Source organism: Streptomyces sp. Y309, from assembly GCF_056712025.1.
The window spans coordinates 198106-215521 of the sequence record NZ_CM160048.1; the positions used below are offsets into that span (position 1 = coordinate 198106).

General features: G+C 71.1%; 13 protein-coding genes and 1 pseudogene. 7 read left to right on the forward strand and 7 right to left on the reverse strand.

The window, feature by feature from the left end:
- Positions 1-4 precede the first annotated feature (4 nt).
- From AC0KTA_RS00850 to AC0KTA_RS00865, 4 genes and pseudogenes are all read right to left on the reverse strand, one after another.
- Positions 5-1687 carry an RNA polymerase sigma factor gene (locus tag AC0KTA_RS00850; protein WP_481053138.1) on the reverse strand — a complete coding sequence of 561 codons (1683 nt, stop codon included), beginning with the start codon at positions 1685-1687 and terminating at the stop codon, positions 5-7.
- 58 nt (positions 1688-1745) lie between these two features.
- On the reverse strand, positions 1746-3005 hold the full coding sequence (locus AC0KTA_RS00855) for an alginate lyase family protein (RefSeq protein ID WP_481053139.1): 1260 nt from the start codon (positions 3003-3005) through the stop codon (positions 1746-1748).
- A gap of 77 nt (positions 3006-3082) precedes the next feature.
- On the reverse strand, positions 3083-3994 hold the full coding sequence (locus tag AC0KTA_RS00860) for an arabinan endo-1,5-alpha-L-arabinosidase (RefSeq protein ID WP_481056723.1): 912 nt from the start codon (positions 3992-3994) through the stop codon (positions 3083-3085).
- 268 nt (positions 3995-4262) lie between these two features.
- Positions 4263-4964: pseudogene (locus tag AC0KTA_RS00865) on the reverse strand (lytic polysaccharide monooxygenase auxiliary activity family 9 protein); the annotation flags it as partial.
- 207 nt (positions 4965-5171) lie between these two features.
- On the opposite strand from AC0KTA_RS00865, the gene AC0KTA_RS00870 reads away from it, so the two are divergent.
- Positions 5172-7112 (forward strand): helix-turn-helix domain-containing protein, encoded by a 1941-nt coding sequence (locus AC0KTA_RS00870; RefSeq protein WP_481053140.1) that lies wholly within the window; start codon positions 5172-5174, stop codon positions 7110-7112.
- A gap of 171 nt (positions 7113-7283) precedes the next feature.
- The gene (locus tag AC0KTA_RS00875) at positions 7284-7817 is read left to right on the forward strand and encodes a peptidase inhibitor family I36 protein (protein ID WP_481053141.1); all 534 of its coding nucleotides are present in this window, start codon (positions 7284-7286) and stop codon (positions 7815-7817) included.
- Between the two features lie 78 nt (positions 7818-7895).
- Here AC0KTA_RS00875 and AC0KTA_RS00880 read toward each other — a convergent pair whose 3' ends face one another.
- Positions 7896-10403, reverse strand: coding sequence for an alpha-L-arabinofuranosidase C-terminal domain-containing protein (locus AC0KTA_RS00880; protein ID WP_481053142.1), 2508 nt, complete (start codon positions 10401-10403; stop codon positions 7896-7898).
- Between the two features lie 158 nt (positions 10404-10561).
- On the reverse strand, positions 10562-11587 hold the full coding sequence (locus AC0KTA_RS00885; protein WP_481053143.1) for a LacI family DNA-binding transcriptional regulator: 1026 nt from the start codon (positions 11585-11587) through the stop codon (positions 10562-10564).
- 184 nt (positions 11588-11771) lie between these two features.
- On the opposite strand from AC0KTA_RS00885, the gene AC0KTA_RS00890 reads away from it, so the two are divergent.
- From AC0KTA_RS00890 to AC0KTA_RS00910, 5 genes are read left to right on the forward strand one after another with little or no spacing between them, the layout of a single operon-like run.
- Positions 11772-12785, forward strand: a complete 1014-nt coding sequence (locus tag AC0KTA_RS00890; RefSeq protein ID WP_481053144.1) for an ABC transporter substrate-binding protein — start codon at positions 11772-11774, stop codon at positions 12783-12785.
- Positions 12786-12805: 20 nt separating this feature from the next.
- Positions 12806-13636, forward strand: coding sequence for an ABC transporter permease (locus tag AC0KTA_RS00895; protein ID WP_481053145.1), 831 nt, complete (start codon positions 12806-12808; stop codon positions 13634-13636).
- Positions 13633-14427: an ABC transporter ATP-binding protein gene (locus tag AC0KTA_RS00900; RefSeq protein ID WP_481053146.1), complete on the forward strand. Its 795-nt coding sequence runs from the start codon at positions 13633-13635 to the stop codon at positions 14425-14427. The genes AC0KTA_RS00895 and AC0KTA_RS00900 overlap by 4 nt, the downstream gene beginning before the upstream one ends.
- The gene (locus AC0KTA_RS00905; protein WP_481053147.1) at positions 14424-15221 is read left to right on the forward strand and encodes an ABC transporter permease; all 798 of its coding nucleotides are present in this window, start codon (positions 14424-14426) and stop codon (positions 15219-15221) included. The genes AC0KTA_RS00900 and AC0KTA_RS00905 overlap by 4 nt, the downstream gene beginning before the upstream one ends.
- Entirely contained in the window at positions 15218-16288 is a 1071-nt protein-coding gene (locus AC0KTA_RS00910) for an amidohydrolase family protein (protein ID WP_481053148.1), read from the forward strand. The genes AC0KTA_RS00905 and AC0KTA_RS00910 overlap by 4 nt, the downstream gene beginning before the upstream one ends.
- 21 nt (positions 16289-16309) lie before the next feature.
- Here AC0KTA_RS00910 and AC0KTA_RS00915 read toward each other — a convergent pair whose 3' ends face one another.
- Positions 16310-17386 carry a rhamnogalacturonan acetylesterase gene (locus AC0KTA_RS00915; RefSeq protein WP_481053149.1) on the reverse strand — a complete coding sequence of 359 codons (1077 nt, stop codon included), beginning with the start codon at positions 17384-17386 and terminating at the stop codon, positions 16310-16312.
- Positions 17387-17416: the final 30 nt, after the last annotated feature.

Sequence of the window (17416 nt, forward strand, 5' to 3'; positions counted from 1 at the left end):
TTTCTCAGCGTGCCGAGCCGCCTGGCTCCGGCTCCAGGTCCTGTGGCACGGGTGCCGCGTCGGTGCCCGTGTCGCGGACCCGGCCGTAGCGGACGATGCCCCGTGCCGGGTCCGGCGCGTGCAGCAGGTCCTCGGTGACGTATTCCCGGTCGACCGGCATGACGGCGAGGTTGTAGTCGGCGCCGCGCTCGTTCTGGCGCAGGGTGACGGTGCCGTCGAGGTAGTAGTACTCGTTCTGCCACATCTGCTGGGCGCCGGGCGGCAGTTGGATGAACCCGGTCTCCTTGGAGCCCATCCAGGTGTGCGGGCGGTCGGGCGCGCCCGGCACCTGGTCGTCCATGCGGCGGCCGCCACCGGACGCGGCGTGGAAGAGCTTGCCGTCGAGGCCTGTCCAGGTCGGCATGACGAGGGGGCCCGCGCGCTCGACCGACGGCACGAGCTGCCAGCGGACCAGGACATAGCCGCGGCCGGTCAGGGTGACCGTGTCGCCGCGGTGCTCCATGACCGCCTTCGCGCCGGCCGTGCTGGTGATGCCCGACTCGGGGCGCCGGGGCAGCGGGCCGGGGCGCGTGCCGGGGTCGGGGGCGGGCTCGGGGGCGTCGACGACGCTGCCGTAGCGGGGTGCGGAAGACTTCTCCGGTTTGCTGGATTTGCTCGGCTTTCGGGACGGGGCCGCGCGGGAGACCGGCGGCCGCGGGCTGGGCGACGCCGTACTCGCTGTGGGGGTGGGCGCGGTGGCCCGGGGCGGCCGGGGCGCGTCCGGTTGGTCGAGGACCACATAGGCGCCCCCGGCCGCCAGGGTCGCCCCGGCCGCGGACACGACCAGCGGCTTGGCGAGAAGCCCCTTCAACAGACCGCTGCTGCCCGCCAGTTGGACCGAAGGCCCGGCGGCCACCGAGCCGCCCTTGAGCAGCGCGGCGAGCGTGAACCCGGCGGGTACGGGCACCAGAGCGAGCCCGGCGAGCAGCCGGTCGGCGGGGACCCGGTCGGCGGCCCGCCCGCCGCAGACCGGGCACCCCCGCACATGCCGGGCGATGCGCTTGCGCCACACGGACCCCGGCCTGCCGTCCCAGTCGGTGGTGCGGCGGGCCAATTCCCGGCAGCCGGGGTCGGCCTCGAGCGCGCGCACCAGGACCCGGGCGTTCTCCAGGCGCTCCTTGAGCCGCTGGACCCGCACGGCGGTGTGCTGCCGGGTGAGACCGAGTGCCGCGGCCAGCTCGGCCCTGGTCAGCCGCCCGGTGACTTCCTGCCACCACAGGGCGAGGATCTCCCTGTCGTCCTCGTCGAGCCAGCGCGTGGCTTCGGCCACCTCCCTGCGCTGACCTTCCAGGCCGAGTCGCAGGACGGTCTCCCCGACGAAGTCGGCCGCCGGGTCGGCCTGCTCCCGTGCCGCGGTGGCGGCGGGCGGCGGGGTCTGCCGGGCGCGGGCCCGGCCGCGGTCGCGGATCCGGCGCATCGCGATGGCCACCAGCCAGGAGCGGAACGCGGCGGGGTCGCGCAGCTCCGCGATCCCGCGCAGGGCGTCGAGCACCGTCTCCTGCACGACGTCGTCGACGTCCAGATGCCCGTCGAGAGCCCGGCCCACGATGTTGTACAGCAGCGGCAGGTGCGCGGCGAGGAGCTCGTCGCGGGCCGCGCGGTCGCCGTCGACGGCGGCCTGGACGAGGCCGCTCGGCGTTGTGCTCACTGACTCCTGCCCCTGCTTCACGTCACGTGCCGCACTTGCCCCGCTTGCCGCACTTGCTTCACTTCGCGAACGCGAGGGTGCCGAAGCCGAGCTGATCGTAGCCGCCGCTGTTGGGGCCGTAGTCGCCGCCTCCACCCTCCGCGCGGCCCTTCTCCGCGATGGCGGTGATGTACGGCACGGACAGGCGCCGGCGGCGCGCGTAGTGGTAGTGGAGCATGTCCCACACCGGGCGGGTCTGGCCGCGCCCGGTGCCGGAGACAACCGTGTGCTCCCGGTAGGCGCAGTTCTGCCCCGTCCCCCAGGTGTACTTGGTGAAGGGCACGTTCTGGCCGAGGTTGTACTTGGCGACGTACTGGGCGGCCTTCATGAAGCGGTTGGAGTCGTAGCCGTACAGGTCGTCGCCCTGGTTCCAGGCCATCTCGCAGATCGCGCCCATCTGCCCCATGCCCATGACGGTGTGGCCCTGGTCGCGCCCCGACTCCTGCCACTGGCCGAGGCCCTGGTCGTCGTACAGGAAGGGCACGGCCTTCTTGATGGAGCCGTTTCCGGCGCCGTTCTTGAAGTACGCCACGGCCTGGTCGTACTTGGCGGTGTCGTCGCAGAGGATGCCGATGGCCATGACGGAGGCCATGTTGCACAGGTCCCAGTTCGCCCAGTAGTTGGTGATGCAGGCGTCGTTGTGCTCCTTCAGGAACTGGTTGTTCATCGGGTAGAAGACGTCGAGCATCATCTTCTGGAAGCGGGCCAGGTCGAAGCCCGCGTAGCCGCGCATCAGCTCGGCGGCGTTGGCGAACTGCCAGCCGTAGATCCCGGCCGCGAGGAACCGGTCGGCGTTGCCCGTGACCGTCTTGAGCGTGCCCGACCAGGCGTTGAGGATCGCGACGGCCGTGTCGGCGTGGGCGGCGGCGCCGGTGACCTTCCAGCGCAGGGCGTTCTGGTAGGCGGCGTGGATGTCGCGGTAGAGGGTGCCGTAGTTCTGGCCCTCGCCGCCCCGGATGATCGTGTCCCTGGGGCTGGGCTTCCAGGTGGCGGCGGAGTGGCCGTTGGCGGTGAGCCGGTCGTAGCCGGACAGCCAGGGCTGGCTCTTGGCGGCGACCCGCACCTTGGCGCGGTTGAGGTCTCCGGCGTTGTGCAGCATGCCGGGGTGGGCGAAGGTGCGCTTGACCTTCGCCTTGGCCTCGGGGGTGGCCGCGGCGCCCGCCTCGCCGCCGGAGAGGGCGGCCAGCGTGCCGCCCGCTCCGGCCGCGACGGCGAGGCCGCCGCCGATCCCGAGGAGGGTGCGGCGGCTCATGGCGCGGTGCTTGTTGCCGTGGCTCATGGGGGGCTCCTGAGTGGTTGGGGGGAAGGAGTCGTTCAGGAGTCGTGGGAAGCGCTTGCGGATAACAGAAATCTTGCTCAGCGGGCGACGGGCCACCCGGTGCTCCAGTCGAGGAGGTTGACGCCCAGCTTGGCCGTGCCGCCCGCCTGGCCGTCGTAGTAGTGGTAGACGAGCAGGTCGCCGTCCGTGTCCTTCATCACGGACTGGCCGCCGGGGCCGATGAAGCGGCCGTGCGACTCCAGGACCGGGGTGCCGCCGTTGTTCGTCATGGCGACGCCGTTCTTGTCGCGGTACGGACCCGTGGGCTTGGCGGCCCGACCCACCTTGATCTTGTACGTGGAGGCGGTGCCCGCACAGCAGGTGTCGTACGACGCGAACAGGTAGTACGAGCCGCCGCGCTTGACGACGTACGGAGCCTCGACGGCCTTGGTGCCGGTGGGCCGGGACGCGAGCGAGTGCCGGGTGGTGTCGCCCGCGTACTGCTTGCCGGTGGCCGGGTCGACGCGGATCATCTTGATGCCGGTCCACCAGCTGCCGAACGACAGCCACCAGGTGCCGTCGTCGTCGACGAAGAGGTTCGGGTCGATGGCGTTGTAGTCGCTGGCGGAGTCCGAGGTGTAGACGATGCCGCGGTCGGTCCAGCTGCCCGGCTCGCCCGTGGTGGAGGTCGCGAGCCCGATCGCGGACGTGTTGGAGCCGAACCGGGAGACCGAGTAGTACAGCAGGTATCTGCCGCCGTGGAAGGAGATGTCGGGCGCCCAGGCTTCGGGCACGGACGAGTACCGCGACCACCAGCCGGGACGGTTGGTGAACGCGTCCGCGCCGCCCTTGAAGGCGATCCGGTCACCGGACGCGCGGTGCCCGATGCCGCCGCCGGTGGCGTACAGCAGGTACTTGCCCGCCGACGTACGGATCATCGTCGGGTCGTGCACGCTTGTGTCGCCCGTGACGGTGCCGGGGTTGGGGTAGGCGGACGCCGTCGACGGCATGAGGGCGAGCAGGGCGGCGGCGGGCACGACGGCCGCCGCTGTGCGGCGTCGGAAGGGTGACCGGGTACGGCTGGTGCGGCTCACGTGGTACTCCTCGGCTGGCGCGAGAGTGGGGACGGACCGGGCCCCGGGCCGGTGTCCCGCCGACCGGAGGCCCACTGGACAGTCGCCACCGCTGCCGCCCGGGTTGCCGCCCCGTTTCCTCCCACTTGTGGTCGGACACGAAGGTGCCGCCCGGGCGGCACAAGGGCTAGCCCTTTGGTACCTCCACTTCGCCGTTGCCGCCGTCGAACTCCACGTCGGCACAGCTGTAGAAGGTCTCCTTGCTGTCGGAGCGCTCCCAGACGGTGTAGATGATGTGGCGGCCCGACTTGCCTTCCGGCAGCTTGCCGGTCCAGACGTAGGCGCCGTCCTCGGTGCCGACGCTGCCTTCGAGCGGCGGGTCGGTCACCGTGTTGAACGGCTGGTCCTCGATGTCGTTCCAGGTGAGCAGCTTGTTCGGGTCGTACGTGTCCGCGGTGACGTACTGGCGGAACGAACCCGGGTGTGCCGCCCAGGCGTTGTAGCGGAACTGCATCTGCGCGCCGGCCGTCAGATGCGTGAACGGCCAGTCGTCACGCGCCAGGTTGAAGCCGGTGAAGTCGTACGGCCCGCCCGTGCCGCCGCTGCACTGCTCGCCGTCCGGGATGAAGCCCTCGGTGCGCCCCGCCCCGTCGGAGCGGAGCACGGCGAACCAGTTGTAGAACGGAGTGGCCCCGCTCTTGTCGAGCGCCGCCTTGCAGGCCGGGTTGGTGGGCTTGATCTCGCCGGTGCTGCTGAGGCTGTGCTTCCAGCACAGGTAGGTGCGGCTGCCGGGCTTGAGGGGCGCGCCGTGCGCTTCCGCGCTGCCCGCGAAGGCGTAGAGGCTCAGCCCCGGCAGGGCGGCGAGCAGGGTGATCAGGACGCGTCGTCTCCGTGTGCTCGAGGTCATTACGGATGTCCCTTCGGCTCGAATGGGGGGAACATGACGGAGGACAGGGCCGAGAAGTGGGAGCGCTCCCATACGTAACTGACCGTACTGCCGGGGCAGTTGAGTGTTAAGGGCCCGCGTAGCCGAAGGTGAGCAGGGCGAGCCCGGGTGAGCGCTTCGTGCTCGCGACACAGCTGTGGGAGGGAAGCGATGCTCACGTTGGGCAGCATGTGCGGCGAACCCGACTTCTGTCTCCGTCTCGTCTCGGGGAGCCGGGCTGCCGCCGACCGGCCGGTGGACGGGGTGCGCGTCCTCACGGGCGGCGACTGGAGCGGGGGCGGTGCGGAGAGCGGGCAGCGGTTCGGCGACGTACGAGACGTCCTGGTGGTGATCGCCGTGCCCGGGCAGCCCGCCGGCGCACGAACGGCCGAGGCCGCCGGCGAGCGATTACTGCGCGAGCTGTCGCGGCAGCGGGCCGCCGGTCTCGTGGTGGCCGCCGAGCGGCACGGGGCGAGTGCCGTGCCGCTGGAGATCCGCACCGCGGCCGCCCGCCTCGATGTGGCGCTGCTGACCACGACGAAGTCGCTCCAGGCCTGGCGGGAGCTGAGCCCCGCCCTGCGTGCGTACCACTACCGGCACGCCGAGCGGCACGCGGACCAGCTCACCGCGCTCCTGAACCGGCTTCCGGAGCGGCTCGCCGACGCGGACGCGGGCGCGCTGCAGCGGGTCACCGACTGGCTGGCGGCCGCCCTGGAGGCCGAGGTCCTGGTCAGCGACCCGCAGCGAGGCATCCTCGCCGCCTCCCCGGAGACCGCGCCCGGCACCCTCGCTCCCCTGCTCGCCCAGCAGGCCGCGCACCCGTCGCCCGCCACGACGGCCGCGGGCCCGGCGGCCTCCAGGACGGCAGCGGAATCGCCGCCGCACTCCCGGCTCGTCCCGCTGGCCACCCCAGGGGCCGACGCGGTCCTTTCGGTGGCCGCGCGCCACCCGTTCGACGACTTCGGCACCGACCTGGTGCGGCACGCGGCCAAGGCCCTCGGCCTGATCGACCAGGCCCGCCTCCAGGACCGGGTCGCCGACGCCGGGCGTGCCGTACGACTGAGCGCCCTCCAGCTGCTCCTGGTCGGCGAGGAGAGCGCCGCCCAGCGGGTCATGGCACCGATCGCGCCGGGGCTCCTCGCGGCGGAGCACGTGCGCGTGTACGTCATCGACTGCGCGGGCGAGGACCGGGAGGTCACGCTCAGGCAGTGCGAGAGCGCCGTCGCCGACCGGGTGCTGCTCGCCCGGTGCCCGGCCTTCAACCACCTGATCGCGGTGGCCCCTTCGCATCGGGCGCACGACGCCGACCGCGACGTGCGCGAGGCGCTGCGCCGGATCGTCGCGGCCCGGCCCCGGCACGCGATGAGCGGCAGCCGCGAACACCCGTCGGCCGACGTCGCGGACGCCTACACCGAGGCGGCCGCGGCCCTGGCGACGGCCCGGCGGTCGCCCGGACGCGTGACGCTCGCCGAGGAGCGGGCCACCCTCGTGGACGTCCTGCCCCCGCGGACCGCGCGCCGCTGGGCGGGAACCCTCCTGCGCCCGGTCCTCAGCCTTCCGACGGGCCGCCGCGATCAGCTCCTGCACACGCTCGACCTCGGCCTGGAGTTCCAGAACAAGGCCGCGGGCCGCCTTCTCGGCATTCACCGGAACACGGTGGCGCACCGCGTCAACACCGCCTTCGACCTGCTCGGCCTCGACCGCGGCCGCGTCCTGACCCAGGTGGTCGCCTCCACGGCCCTCAAGATCGTCCTCAAGTACGGGCACGACGACGTCTCGGCCGATCCGGCCGCCGACTTCCACGCGATGGTGTCCGGGCCCGAGGTGCGGGCCTGGGCCGAGTCCTTCCTCGGGCCGCTGGCGGCCGACCGCCGCGATCTCCTGCGCACGCTGCGCAGCTGGCTGGAGAACGACACCCATACGGAACGGACGGCCGCCGCGCTCGGCCTGTCGCCCGTGACGGTGCGCGGCCATCTGCGGGCCGCCGCGCCGCTGATCCAGCGCGAGTTGACGGCGGGCCTCGACGGGCCCGACCGGCCGGACGAGGACGATCACGTACTGGGCGGGGTGCGTCCGCTCGCGTTCGCCCTGCACGCGAGGGGCGATCTGAAGCTGCCTGTGCACGGGTGAGCGGGCGCGCACGTCCCGTTGTGCACGGCTTCCGCGCCGCGACGGCCCCCTGTGCGCCGTTGCGGCGCGGGGCCGGGAGGTTGTGCACGCGTGACATGGCGCGCGGCGCCCGGACCTCTTAGCGTGCTGCCCCTTACAGCCCAACTTTCTTCCACAGACGGGGGTTGTCCCATGACGTCCATCCACCTCACCAAGAGAGCCGGACTCGTCAAGAGAGCCGGAGCGCCCATTGCCGCGCTCTTCCTCGGCGCCGCGTTCGCTTCACCCGCGTACGCCTCCCAAGACGCCGCGGCAGCGGACGGCCGGGCGGATCAGACCTGTGTGGTCACCTTGCACAAAACGTCGGAGGTCACGTCCGTGGACTGCTTCGGCAGCCACCGCGAGGCGTTGTCCGCCACGTCCGCCACCGCCAACCCCATTCTCTCCGTGTCGTTCCAGCACCCGGGCTTCGACGGGGCGGACATGATCATCACTGGCGGGGACGGCCCGTGCGACGACGACACAGGCGTGGAGTACGAGCTCGACGACATCGACTCGGTCTCCTCGGAGTGGGACGACCGGGTGTCGTCCTTCATCGGCGACTCCAATTGCCAGGCGAACTACTACGAGCACCCCAACCACCGCGGAGCGCGCACCAGCTACCACAGCAGCATGGAGGACATGGGCGCGATGGAGGACGAGGCCTCGTCCATCAGGTGGCGCTGAGCACCGGAGGATGCGGGGTGCGTGAGGGGGACGCACCCCGCATCCCCGGTCAGCGCACTTTGCCGGTCACTCGGCCGGTCACTCGGTCTTGATCCTCATGAAGGTCACCGAGTGCGCCGGGAAGGTGTACGAGAAGGTGTCGTCGACCCCGTCGAACGTCGACGTCACCGGTTTGACCGGCTGGGTCTCCTTGGTGTTCTCGGCGGCCGGGTCCGCGGCCAGGGTGGTCACCCGTGCCTTGGGCGCGACTCCGGTCGCCCCGCCGAGGCCGACCTTCGTACGGGCCTCGGACGCCTGGGCGTTGACGACCTTGACGATGAGGTCGCCGGTGGCCTTGTCGCGGGTGACGACCTGGCGGAACGGCTCGGCCTGCTTGTCGTCGGTGAACTCGCCCCACTTCTTGCCGTCGAGGAAGAGCGTCACCTGCCGGCCGCGCACCTTGACCTCCAGGTCGTAACTGCGGCCCGCCTCGATCTTCGTGTTGTCCTGGATCACCGTCTGCTTGGCGCCGTCGACGGTCTTCTCCACGGCGGACTGGGTGTTGTTCCAGCCGCCCAGGTTCCACCAGTAGTGGTTGCCGGTGTCCTTGACGCCGAAGGCGACCATGAAGCCCTCCTTGCCGGACTTCTTGGTGGCCTTCACCTTCAGGTCGTAGTTCTGCCAGGCCTTGTCGCCCGCGGTGACCAGGGTGTTCTCGGCGGCCTCGTCGGACTGGACGTACGCCCCGTCCTGGACCGCCCAGGAGCCGCGGCCCGCCGCCTTGGTCCACTGTCCGTCACCGGACGAGAAGTCGTCCGTCAGCAAGGTCTTGCCGTCGGCGCCGGTGACCTTCACGTCGTCGTACGCGGCGCTGGTCGCCCACGTGGACAGGCCGACGCCGCCGGTGATGGGGCCGGAGGACGAGCCCGGTGTGGCGGAGGCCTTGGACGGGACCACCTCGTCACCGGCGTTGGTCATGAACAGCTTCTGCACCTCGTAGTTGGCCGAGCCCCACGACTTGGTGTTGTCGAACCAGATCATGTCGGGCTTCCACTGCACGTCGTCCTCATGCGCGAACAGCGGGGCGTACGAGGCGAGCTTCACGACGTCGGCGTTGCGTTCGAGGCCGGTCATGAACGCCGCTTCCGCAAGGGCGTTGGAGAACTTGTTGCCCTGTGAGGCGTATTCACCGAGGAAGACCTTAGGGCCCTTGCGGTCGTAGGAGTCGTAGCGCCCGTTGTTCTCCAGGAACCACTGCGGGCTGTTGTAGTAGTGCTCGTCGACCATGGCGACGTTCGCCTCGCGGTTGAGCTGCCAGGCCCGGTCGAAGGTCGCACCCGCGTCGTCGGGACCGGAGTTGGAGATCACCGTGATGTCGGGGTACTTCGCCTCGATGGCGGCCCTGAACTGCTTGAAGCGGGCGAAGAACTCGTCCGGCAGGTTCTCCTCGTTGCCGACTTCCAGGTGCGTGAGGCCGAACGGCTTGGGGTGGCCCATCTCGGCGCGCTTCTTGCCCCACGTGCTGGTGACGGGGCCGTTGGCGAACTCGATGAGGTCGAGGGTGTCCTGGATGTGGCGCTTGAGCAGGGCCGGGTCGTCCGTGACCTTGTTCTGGCCGCAGCCGGTGACCAGGGCGGGCACGACGGGCAGCGCCATCGCGCCGATGTCCTCGGCGAACTGGAAGTACTCGTAGTAGCCGAGCCCGTAACTCTGGTTGTAGCCCCAGAAGTTGGAGTTGACGGCACGCTGCTCGACCGGGCCGACGGTGTCCTTCCACTGGTAGGAGCGCTTGCGCTGCCAGTTGGACTGCTCGTCGTACCCCTCGTGGCTGCCGGTGTTGACCAGGCAGCCGCCGGGGAAGCGCAGAAAGCCGGGCTTCAGGGCCTCGACCTTCTCCGCGAGATCCTTGCGCAGGCCGTTCGCCCGGCCCTTGTAGGTGTCGCGGGGGAAGAGCGAGACCATGTCGAGGGCGGCGGCACGGTCGGCCGCGACCGTGAGGCGGCCCGTGGTGGACGTGCGGTTGGCGGTGAACGTAGCCGTGTACTTGGCCCAGCCGCCGCGCGCGGTGACCCGCCGGGCGGTGGCCAGATCGCCCGCCGCGTCGCGCAGGGAGACCGTCAGGGTCGCGGCCTGGTCGGCGCGGGCCCACACGGAGAAGTCGTACCGCTTGCCCTTCTCCACGGCGATCCCGGCGCTGTACCCGGAGTTGGTGACGGACGAACCGCCGCTCAGGGCCAGGTAGTTGCGGTTGCGCGCGTTGAGGCGGCCGCCGTCGTTCACGGCCTTGGCGGTGCCGGAGGCCTGCCAGGACGTCAGCGGCGTATAGGAGGCGTTGTCGGCCTTGTCGAACTCGAAGGAGCGGTTGCGGACCAGCTCGGCGTACAGGCCGCCGTCGGCCGCGCGGTTGATGTCCTCGTAGAACACGCCGTACATCGAGTCGTCGATCTTCGGGCCGGTGCGAGCCGCGTCGACGTCGATCGTGTAGTCGACCGGGGCCGCCCGGTCGGACCGGTCGGCCGCCGCGCCGGGGCTCACGGCGAGCGTCCCCGCAATCAGGGACCCCAACGCCCCCAGGGTGAGCCCGATTCTCCATTGTCTGCGTGCCATGTCCACCTCTGCCATGTTCGAGATTTCAGACATCGATCAGGATTACGAACGGCAACTTAGGCAGCGTGGGAGGGCACGTCAACGCATCGCACAAAGACGGGACTTGGGTTCGTGATGCCGAACAGGGGGGTTCGTGATGCCGAACGAGTGAGGCGCCGTCACCTGGTCGATGTGCGGCGGGCCGTGGTTTCCCTGGGAACGAGCCGGTGGCTGAGCGTGGTGGTCGGGGCGTCGTCCGCGTTCTCGCCCGCCGCGGACTCGACGATGTGCCGGGCGGCCATGGAGCCCATCTCGTACAGCGGAAGGCTCACCGTGGTCAGACCGACGTGCTGGGCGACCCTGAGGTCGTTGATGCCCGCGACGGAGATCTCACCGGGCACGTCGATGCCCGCCTGCCGCAGGGCGCTCAGCGCGCCGACCGCGACCTCGTCGTTGGCCGCGAGGACGGCGTCGGGCAGCGGCGGGCGCGCGGCGAGCCGCACGGCCGCGGCGTGCCCGGCCTCGAAATCGAAGCCGCCCGGCACGCAGTGCGCGCTCCCGGCGAGGCCCGCGGCGCTCATAGCGGCGAGGAATCCGTCCCGGCGCTGCTGGGTGACGGTCATGCCGGGCGGTCCCTCGATGAACGCGATCCGGCGGTGGCCGAGCGAGACGAGGTGATCGGTGACGTCGTGGGCGGCGGCGCGGTTGTCGACGGTGATCGTCGGGCAGCCGAGGTCGCGGTCGGCGAGCGACACGGCCCGGATGCCCTGCTCCCGCGCCCGGCGGACAGCCTTGACGAGGTCCGGCATCCGCGGGTCGTCGACGTAGCCGCTGCCCGCGAAGATCACTCCGGCGGCGCGGTAGTCCCGCATGGCCTGCAACCGGCCGATCTCCGTGTCGGTGCGCCGGTCGACGTTGGACAGCATGGTGACGTAACCGGCGCGCGTCGCCACGTCATCCACGCCGCGGGCGATGACGGCGAAGTACGGGTTGACGATGTCGCTCACCAGGACGCCGACCAGGCCGCTGTGGGGCGAGACCATCGCGCGCGCCAGGGCGCTCGGCGAATACTCCAGCTTCTCGGCGGCCGCCAGGACCTTGGCGCGCGTCCTGGCCGCGACGGGATGGTCGGATCCGCTCAGCACTCGCGACGCGGTGGCGACGGCCACGCCGGCCTCCCTGGCGACGTCCACCAGTGAACTCACAGCCCACCCTCACAGATCTGGGAAACGTTTTCCTCAACTTGCCACAGGTCACAGCCGATTCGCAACGCCCGCGCGCAACTAACGGGCGATTAGCCGGACTTGGGACTTGACGATTCCGCGTCCCGAGTCGCTAGCATCCCCCGAAAGGAAGACGTTTTCCTAACCAATGACCTTGGAGAAGGCCATGCGCGCCTGGAAACATCCACACGCCTGGACTCGTGCGAAACGGCTCACCACCGCCGCGGTCCTGTCCCTGGTGACCGCGACCGCCACCGCCTGCGGCGGCACGGGCACCCACACCCGAGCGGACGGAACGCTCTCGTTCACCGTGGCGATCGTTGAACCGGACCTCACGACCGTGCCGATCCTGGCGGCCCTCGACGCCCTCCGCCGCGAGGGGCACGAGGTCGATGTCGTCGAACTGGCCGAGCCCGAGCTGGCCGTCGAGGGCCTCGCCAAGGGCGACTACGCGATCTCGGCGGAGGCGACGGGCCCGGCGCTCAGCGCCATCGAGCAAGGCGCCCCCATCAAGATCATCGCCGATGCCGTCGGCAACCAGTGGGCGCTCTACGGCAGGCCCGGCATCACGTCCTGCCCTGACCTGGAAGGCCGCCCGTTCGGGATCTTCAGCCAGGGCGCGGTGGCGACCGCCATCGCCAAGGACTGGGTGGGCGCCGAGTGCGGTGCGGGCGAGCGCCCCCGCTACCTCACGATCGGCGGCTCGGACGTGCGCGCCCAGGCCCTCGCCTCGGGGGAGATCGACGCGACGCCGCTGGAGATCTCCGACGCGGTCGCCCTGGAGTCGTCGGGCACGTCCGGCCTCACCAAGGTCGTCGACTTCGCCGAGACGTTACCGGACCTGCATCCGCAGACCGTGTACGCGAACTCCTCGTTCCTCTCCGAACACCGCGCCGTGGCCCAGGCGTTCGTCACCGCCCTGGTGCGGGAGCACGCCAGGATCAACGCCGACCCCCAGCACCTCGTGGACCTGGTGGACACCTACCTGCCGGAGGAGGACCAGGAGGACGTGGCCCGCGTCGCCCGCCGGTACAGCGACGCGAAGCTCTTCGACGCGGCGGCCCTGACACGGCGGAACGTGCAGGGCACCATCGACTTCTTCGCCCGCGCCGGCGTGATCGGACGGGGCATGACCGCGCGGGACGCGGCCGACCTCAGCTTCGTGCGGGAGGCGGCATGAAGCCTCGTGCGGGAGGCGGCATGAAGCCTCGTGCGGCAGGCGGCATGAGGGCCCTGCCGACGCCCCGGGCGCCGCTGCGGCGGATCCTCGACGCCAACTGGCCCTACCAGCTCCTGACGTTCGCGGTCTTCGCCGCGGGCTGGGAGCTCTACGCCCGAGAGCGGGGCGGACTGCTCCTGCCCGGCTTCGCCGAGACGGCCCGCGCCACGGTCGACCTGCTCGGCGAGGCGGAGCTGTGGCGGGCTCTGTACGTCAGCAACCAGGCGCTGGCGCTCGGCTTCGGCATCGCCGTCGTCGCCGGTGTCCCCGCGGGGATCCTCCTGGGCCGGTTCCGGCTCGTCGAGCGGTACGCCGACGTCTACCTCAACATCCTGCTCGTCACGCCGATGGCGGCGATCATTCCGCTGCTCGTCATGTCGGTGGGGGTCGGCCTCGCCTCGCGGGTCCTGCTCGTCGCCGTCTTCTCGATCGTGATGGTGGTGGTGAACAGCCGTACCGGCGTCCGGCAGATGGACCCCTCGCTCATCGAGATGGCCCGCTCGTTCGGTGCCGGCGAGCGGCAGATCTGGGCGCGGATCCTGCTGCCCGGCGCCCTCCCGGCGATCATGACCGGTGTGCGGCTCGGCATCGGCCGTGCGGTCACCGGCATGGTCATCGTCGAACTGCTCATGGTCTCCGACGGCTTGGGCGGACTGATCCTCACCTACCGCGGCCTGCTCAAGGCGCCGCTGCTCTACGCCACCATCGTGATCATTCTGGCGGAGGCGCTCCTGCTGATCTCCGTCGCGCGGTGGGGCGAACGAAAGCTGACCCGATGGGCCCGTACGCAGACGACAGGGGGCACCCAGTGATCAAGATACGTGGATTGGGCAAGAGCTTCGCCGGACAGGACGGCAGCACCGTCGCGGCCCTGCGCGACGTCGACCTCGACGTGGGCGCGCAGGAGTTCCTGACCGTGCTCGGCCCCAGCGGCTGCGGCAAGACGACCCTGCTGAAGGCCGTCGCCGGGCTCGTCCCCTGGGACGACGGCGACATCCACGTCGACGGCGCACCGGTGCGCGGGCCTGGGCCCGACCGCAGCGTGGTCTTCCAGGACTTCGCGCTGCTGCCCTGGGCGACCGTCCTCGACAATGTCGCCTTCGGCCTGCGGATGCGCGGCGTCGGCCGGGCCGAGCGGGAGGAACGCGCGCGCTCACTGATCGCCACGGTGGGCCTGAAGGGCTTCGAGTCCAAGCTGCCCGGCGAGCTCTCCGGCGGCATGCAGCAGCGCGTGGGCATCGCCCGCGCCCTCGCCGTACAGCCCCGGGTGCTGCTCATGGACGAGCCGTTCGGCGCGGTCGACGAGCAGACCCGGCGGCTGCTCCAGGAGGAGTTGCTCGCGATCTGGGAGGAGCACCGGCCGACCGTCGTGTTCGTCACCCACAGCATGGAGGAGGCCGTGCTCCTCGGCGACCGCGTCGTCCTGATGAGCGCCCGCCCCGGGCGGATCGCCGACATCGTGCCCGTGGACCTGCCACGGCCGCGTGCCGGCGACGTCGGAACCCTCGGGAAGTCCGGCGAGTACGCCGAGATCACGGCGTACTTGTGGGACCGGCTGCGGGCCATGCACGCGGAACACCGCCCGTCCGGAGCGGCGTCGTGAACGCCCGGGGCGGCGTCGTGAAGGTCCGCAGCCGCTTCGTGAACGTCCCGGCCGCGCCGGTCGCCCTGGCCGCGGGGGCCGGGGCCTGGGAGCTCACCGGACGGCTCGCGGACGCGTCCTTCTTCCCTCCGATCACTACGGTCCTCGCCCGCCTCGCCGAGCTGACGGGCGAAGGACCGCTCCTCGACGGCCTGCGCGACAGCCTGGTGAACCTGGCCATCGGTCTTGCCGTTTCCCTCGTCGGCGGTCTCGCCGTCGGCGTGGCCATGGGCCGTTTCCGCAAGGTCGAGGCCGCGCTCGGCGTGTACGTGTACGCGCTGCTCACCGCGCCGTCGCTGGTCTTCGCGCCGGTCTTCTTCTCGCTGTTCGGGGCGGGCCGCGGCGCGATCGTCGCGGTGGTGGTGACGTACGCGATGTTCGTCGTCATCGTCAACACCGCCGCCGCGATCAGGGCCGTGCCCAAGCAATTGGTCGAGATGGCGCGCTCCTACGGCGCGGGCGAGGGGCAGGTGCTGCTGCGCGTCATGCTGCCGGCCGCCGCGCCCATGATCATGGCCGGTGTGCGGCTCGGCGTCGGCCGCGCCGTCACCGGCATGATCAACGGCGAGATGTTCATCGCCGTCGTGGGCCTCGGCCACATCGTCACCGAGGCGGGCGGGCGCTTCGACAGCGCGAGCGTCCTCGCCGTGCTCCTGGTCGTGATCGCGGTGGCGCTCGGGGCCGTCGCCCTGGTCCAGGCCGTCGACCGCAGGGTCACCCGCTGGGTTCCGAAGACGTCGAGGGGATACCGATGAACGGCAACGAGGGGACACCGATGGACGGCAGCGATGGGATACCGATGAACGGCCGCAAGATCGACGCGTACAGCCACATCCTGCCCGCGCCGTATTTCGCGCGCATGCGTGAGCTCGCCGTCGACCCGGGCGCGCTCAAGCGCTGGCTCGAACTGTCCGCGCTGCACGACGTCGACGCGCGGCTGCGGATGATGGACGAGTTCGGCGACGGCTACCAGCAGGTGCTCACCCTGTCCTCACCTCCGATCGAACTGCTCGCGGGGCCCGCCGAGTCCGCGGCCCTCGCCCGCCTCGCCAACACGTCGATGCGCGAGCTGTGCGAACGCCACCCCGACCGCTTCCCCGCGTTCGTCGCCTCGCTGCCGATGAACAACCCGGACGCGGCGATGCTCGAACTCGCCCACGCCATCGACGACTTGGGCGCACGGGGCGTGCAGGTCTTCACCAACGTCAACGGGCGGCCGCTGGACGATCCGGCGTTCCGGCCCGTCTTCGACGAGATGGCGCGGCGGGACCTGCCCATCTGGATGCATCCGACCCGCAGCGCCGCCTTCGCGGACTACGCCACCGAGGACACCTCCGCGTACGAGATCTGGTGGGCGCTCGGCTGGCCGTACGAGACCAGTGTCGCCATGGCCCGTCTCGTCTTCTCCGGCCTCCTGGAGCGGCACCCGGACATCAAGATCATCACCCATCATCTGGGGGCGATGATCCCGTACCTGGAGGGCAGGATCGGCCTCGGCTGGAGCGACCAGCTCGGCAGCCGCACCGCGGGCGAGGAGTTCGCGCGCCTGCGCCGCGAGCGGCTGCCGCGCCGACCGCTGGACTACTTCCGCCGCTTCTACGCCGACACCGCGCTGTCGGGGTCCGCCATCGGCACCCGGTGCGGCCTGGACTTCTTCGGCACCGACCACGTCCTGTTCGGCACCGACTGCCCCTTCGACCCCGAGGGCGGCCCGCTGTACATCCGCGAGACGATCCGCGTCCTCGACGAGCTCGACCTGACGGATGCCGCGCGTGCGCGGATCTACCACGGCACGATCCGTCGCCTGATGCGGCTGCCCTGACCGCCCCTAAGTATCATGCCGTCAGTTGCTGTTGTACGCCGATGAGTTGCCGCCACGCGGAACCCGCGCGAGGCCTTGGGCGCGCAGTTCCGCGTGGACCATGGCGGCGAACTCGGTGGCTCCGCGCACCGAGGTGTGCGTGTTGTCCCGTGCCTCGTCGTACAGGTAGAGCGCCTTGGACGCCTGCGGGCCGAGCTGTTCGACGCGCCGCTTGGTGAGCGCCGTGAGGTCGATCAAGGGCACGTCGAGCTGTGCGGCCAGGGCGCGCATCTGGGCGGGCAGGTCGACGCCGAGTCCGTTGACGTGGAGTGCCGTGCCGTTGTCGAGGGTGCCGTCGGCGTTGAACCAGCGGCGCACCACCGGGGTGACGAACACGGGGCGGCCGCCGCGCTCCCGGGTCCGCTCGGCCATGGCGGTCAGGTTGGCCCGGTAGACGTCGGCCGGTGTCTGCTTGTCGTTGTGCCCGAGCTGGATCAGGACCGTGTCGCCCTTGCGCAGCTCGGAGAGCAGCGCAGGGAACAGCTCCGGCTTGTCCAGGAAGGACTGGGACCCCTCCCCCGAGTCCGCATAGTTGGCGACAGAAAGACGCGCGTCGGCATACTGCGGCAGCTGCTGTCCCCAGCCCGAGTACGGCGCGGCCGGCTGGTCGCAGACGGTCGAGTCGCCCGCCAGGAACAGCTGCGGGGCCAGTGGTGCAGGCGTGACTCTCAACTCCGTGAGCAGGGGCGCGGACCCGTCGGCGTACAGGTCGAGGCCCGGGCTCCCGACGGGTCCCGTCGGCTCGCCTTCGGGTGCGCGGACGTTCACGGTGAAGGTCCGGCGCAGGGTCTGGCCCGGCGCCGTCACGGTCGGCGCGAGCAGCGTCCTGCGGGCCTCCGCCGTGATCCCGGTGCTCCCCGCCGCTGCCCCGCCGATCAGGGCCGACACACGGTACGTGCCGGGGGCGACGTCGAAATGGCAGACGATCGGCGCGGTTCCTGTGCAGGAGGCGGGCAGCGCCCGGTGCGGCCCGCGTTCGGGCGGGTCCGCGTGGGCGGGAACGGCGGCGGACAGGGCCACGGCGAGGGCGCCGAGGGCCGTGATGCGGGCACGTCTCATGGTGCGGGGTCCTTCCGGCTCGGCTGGTCG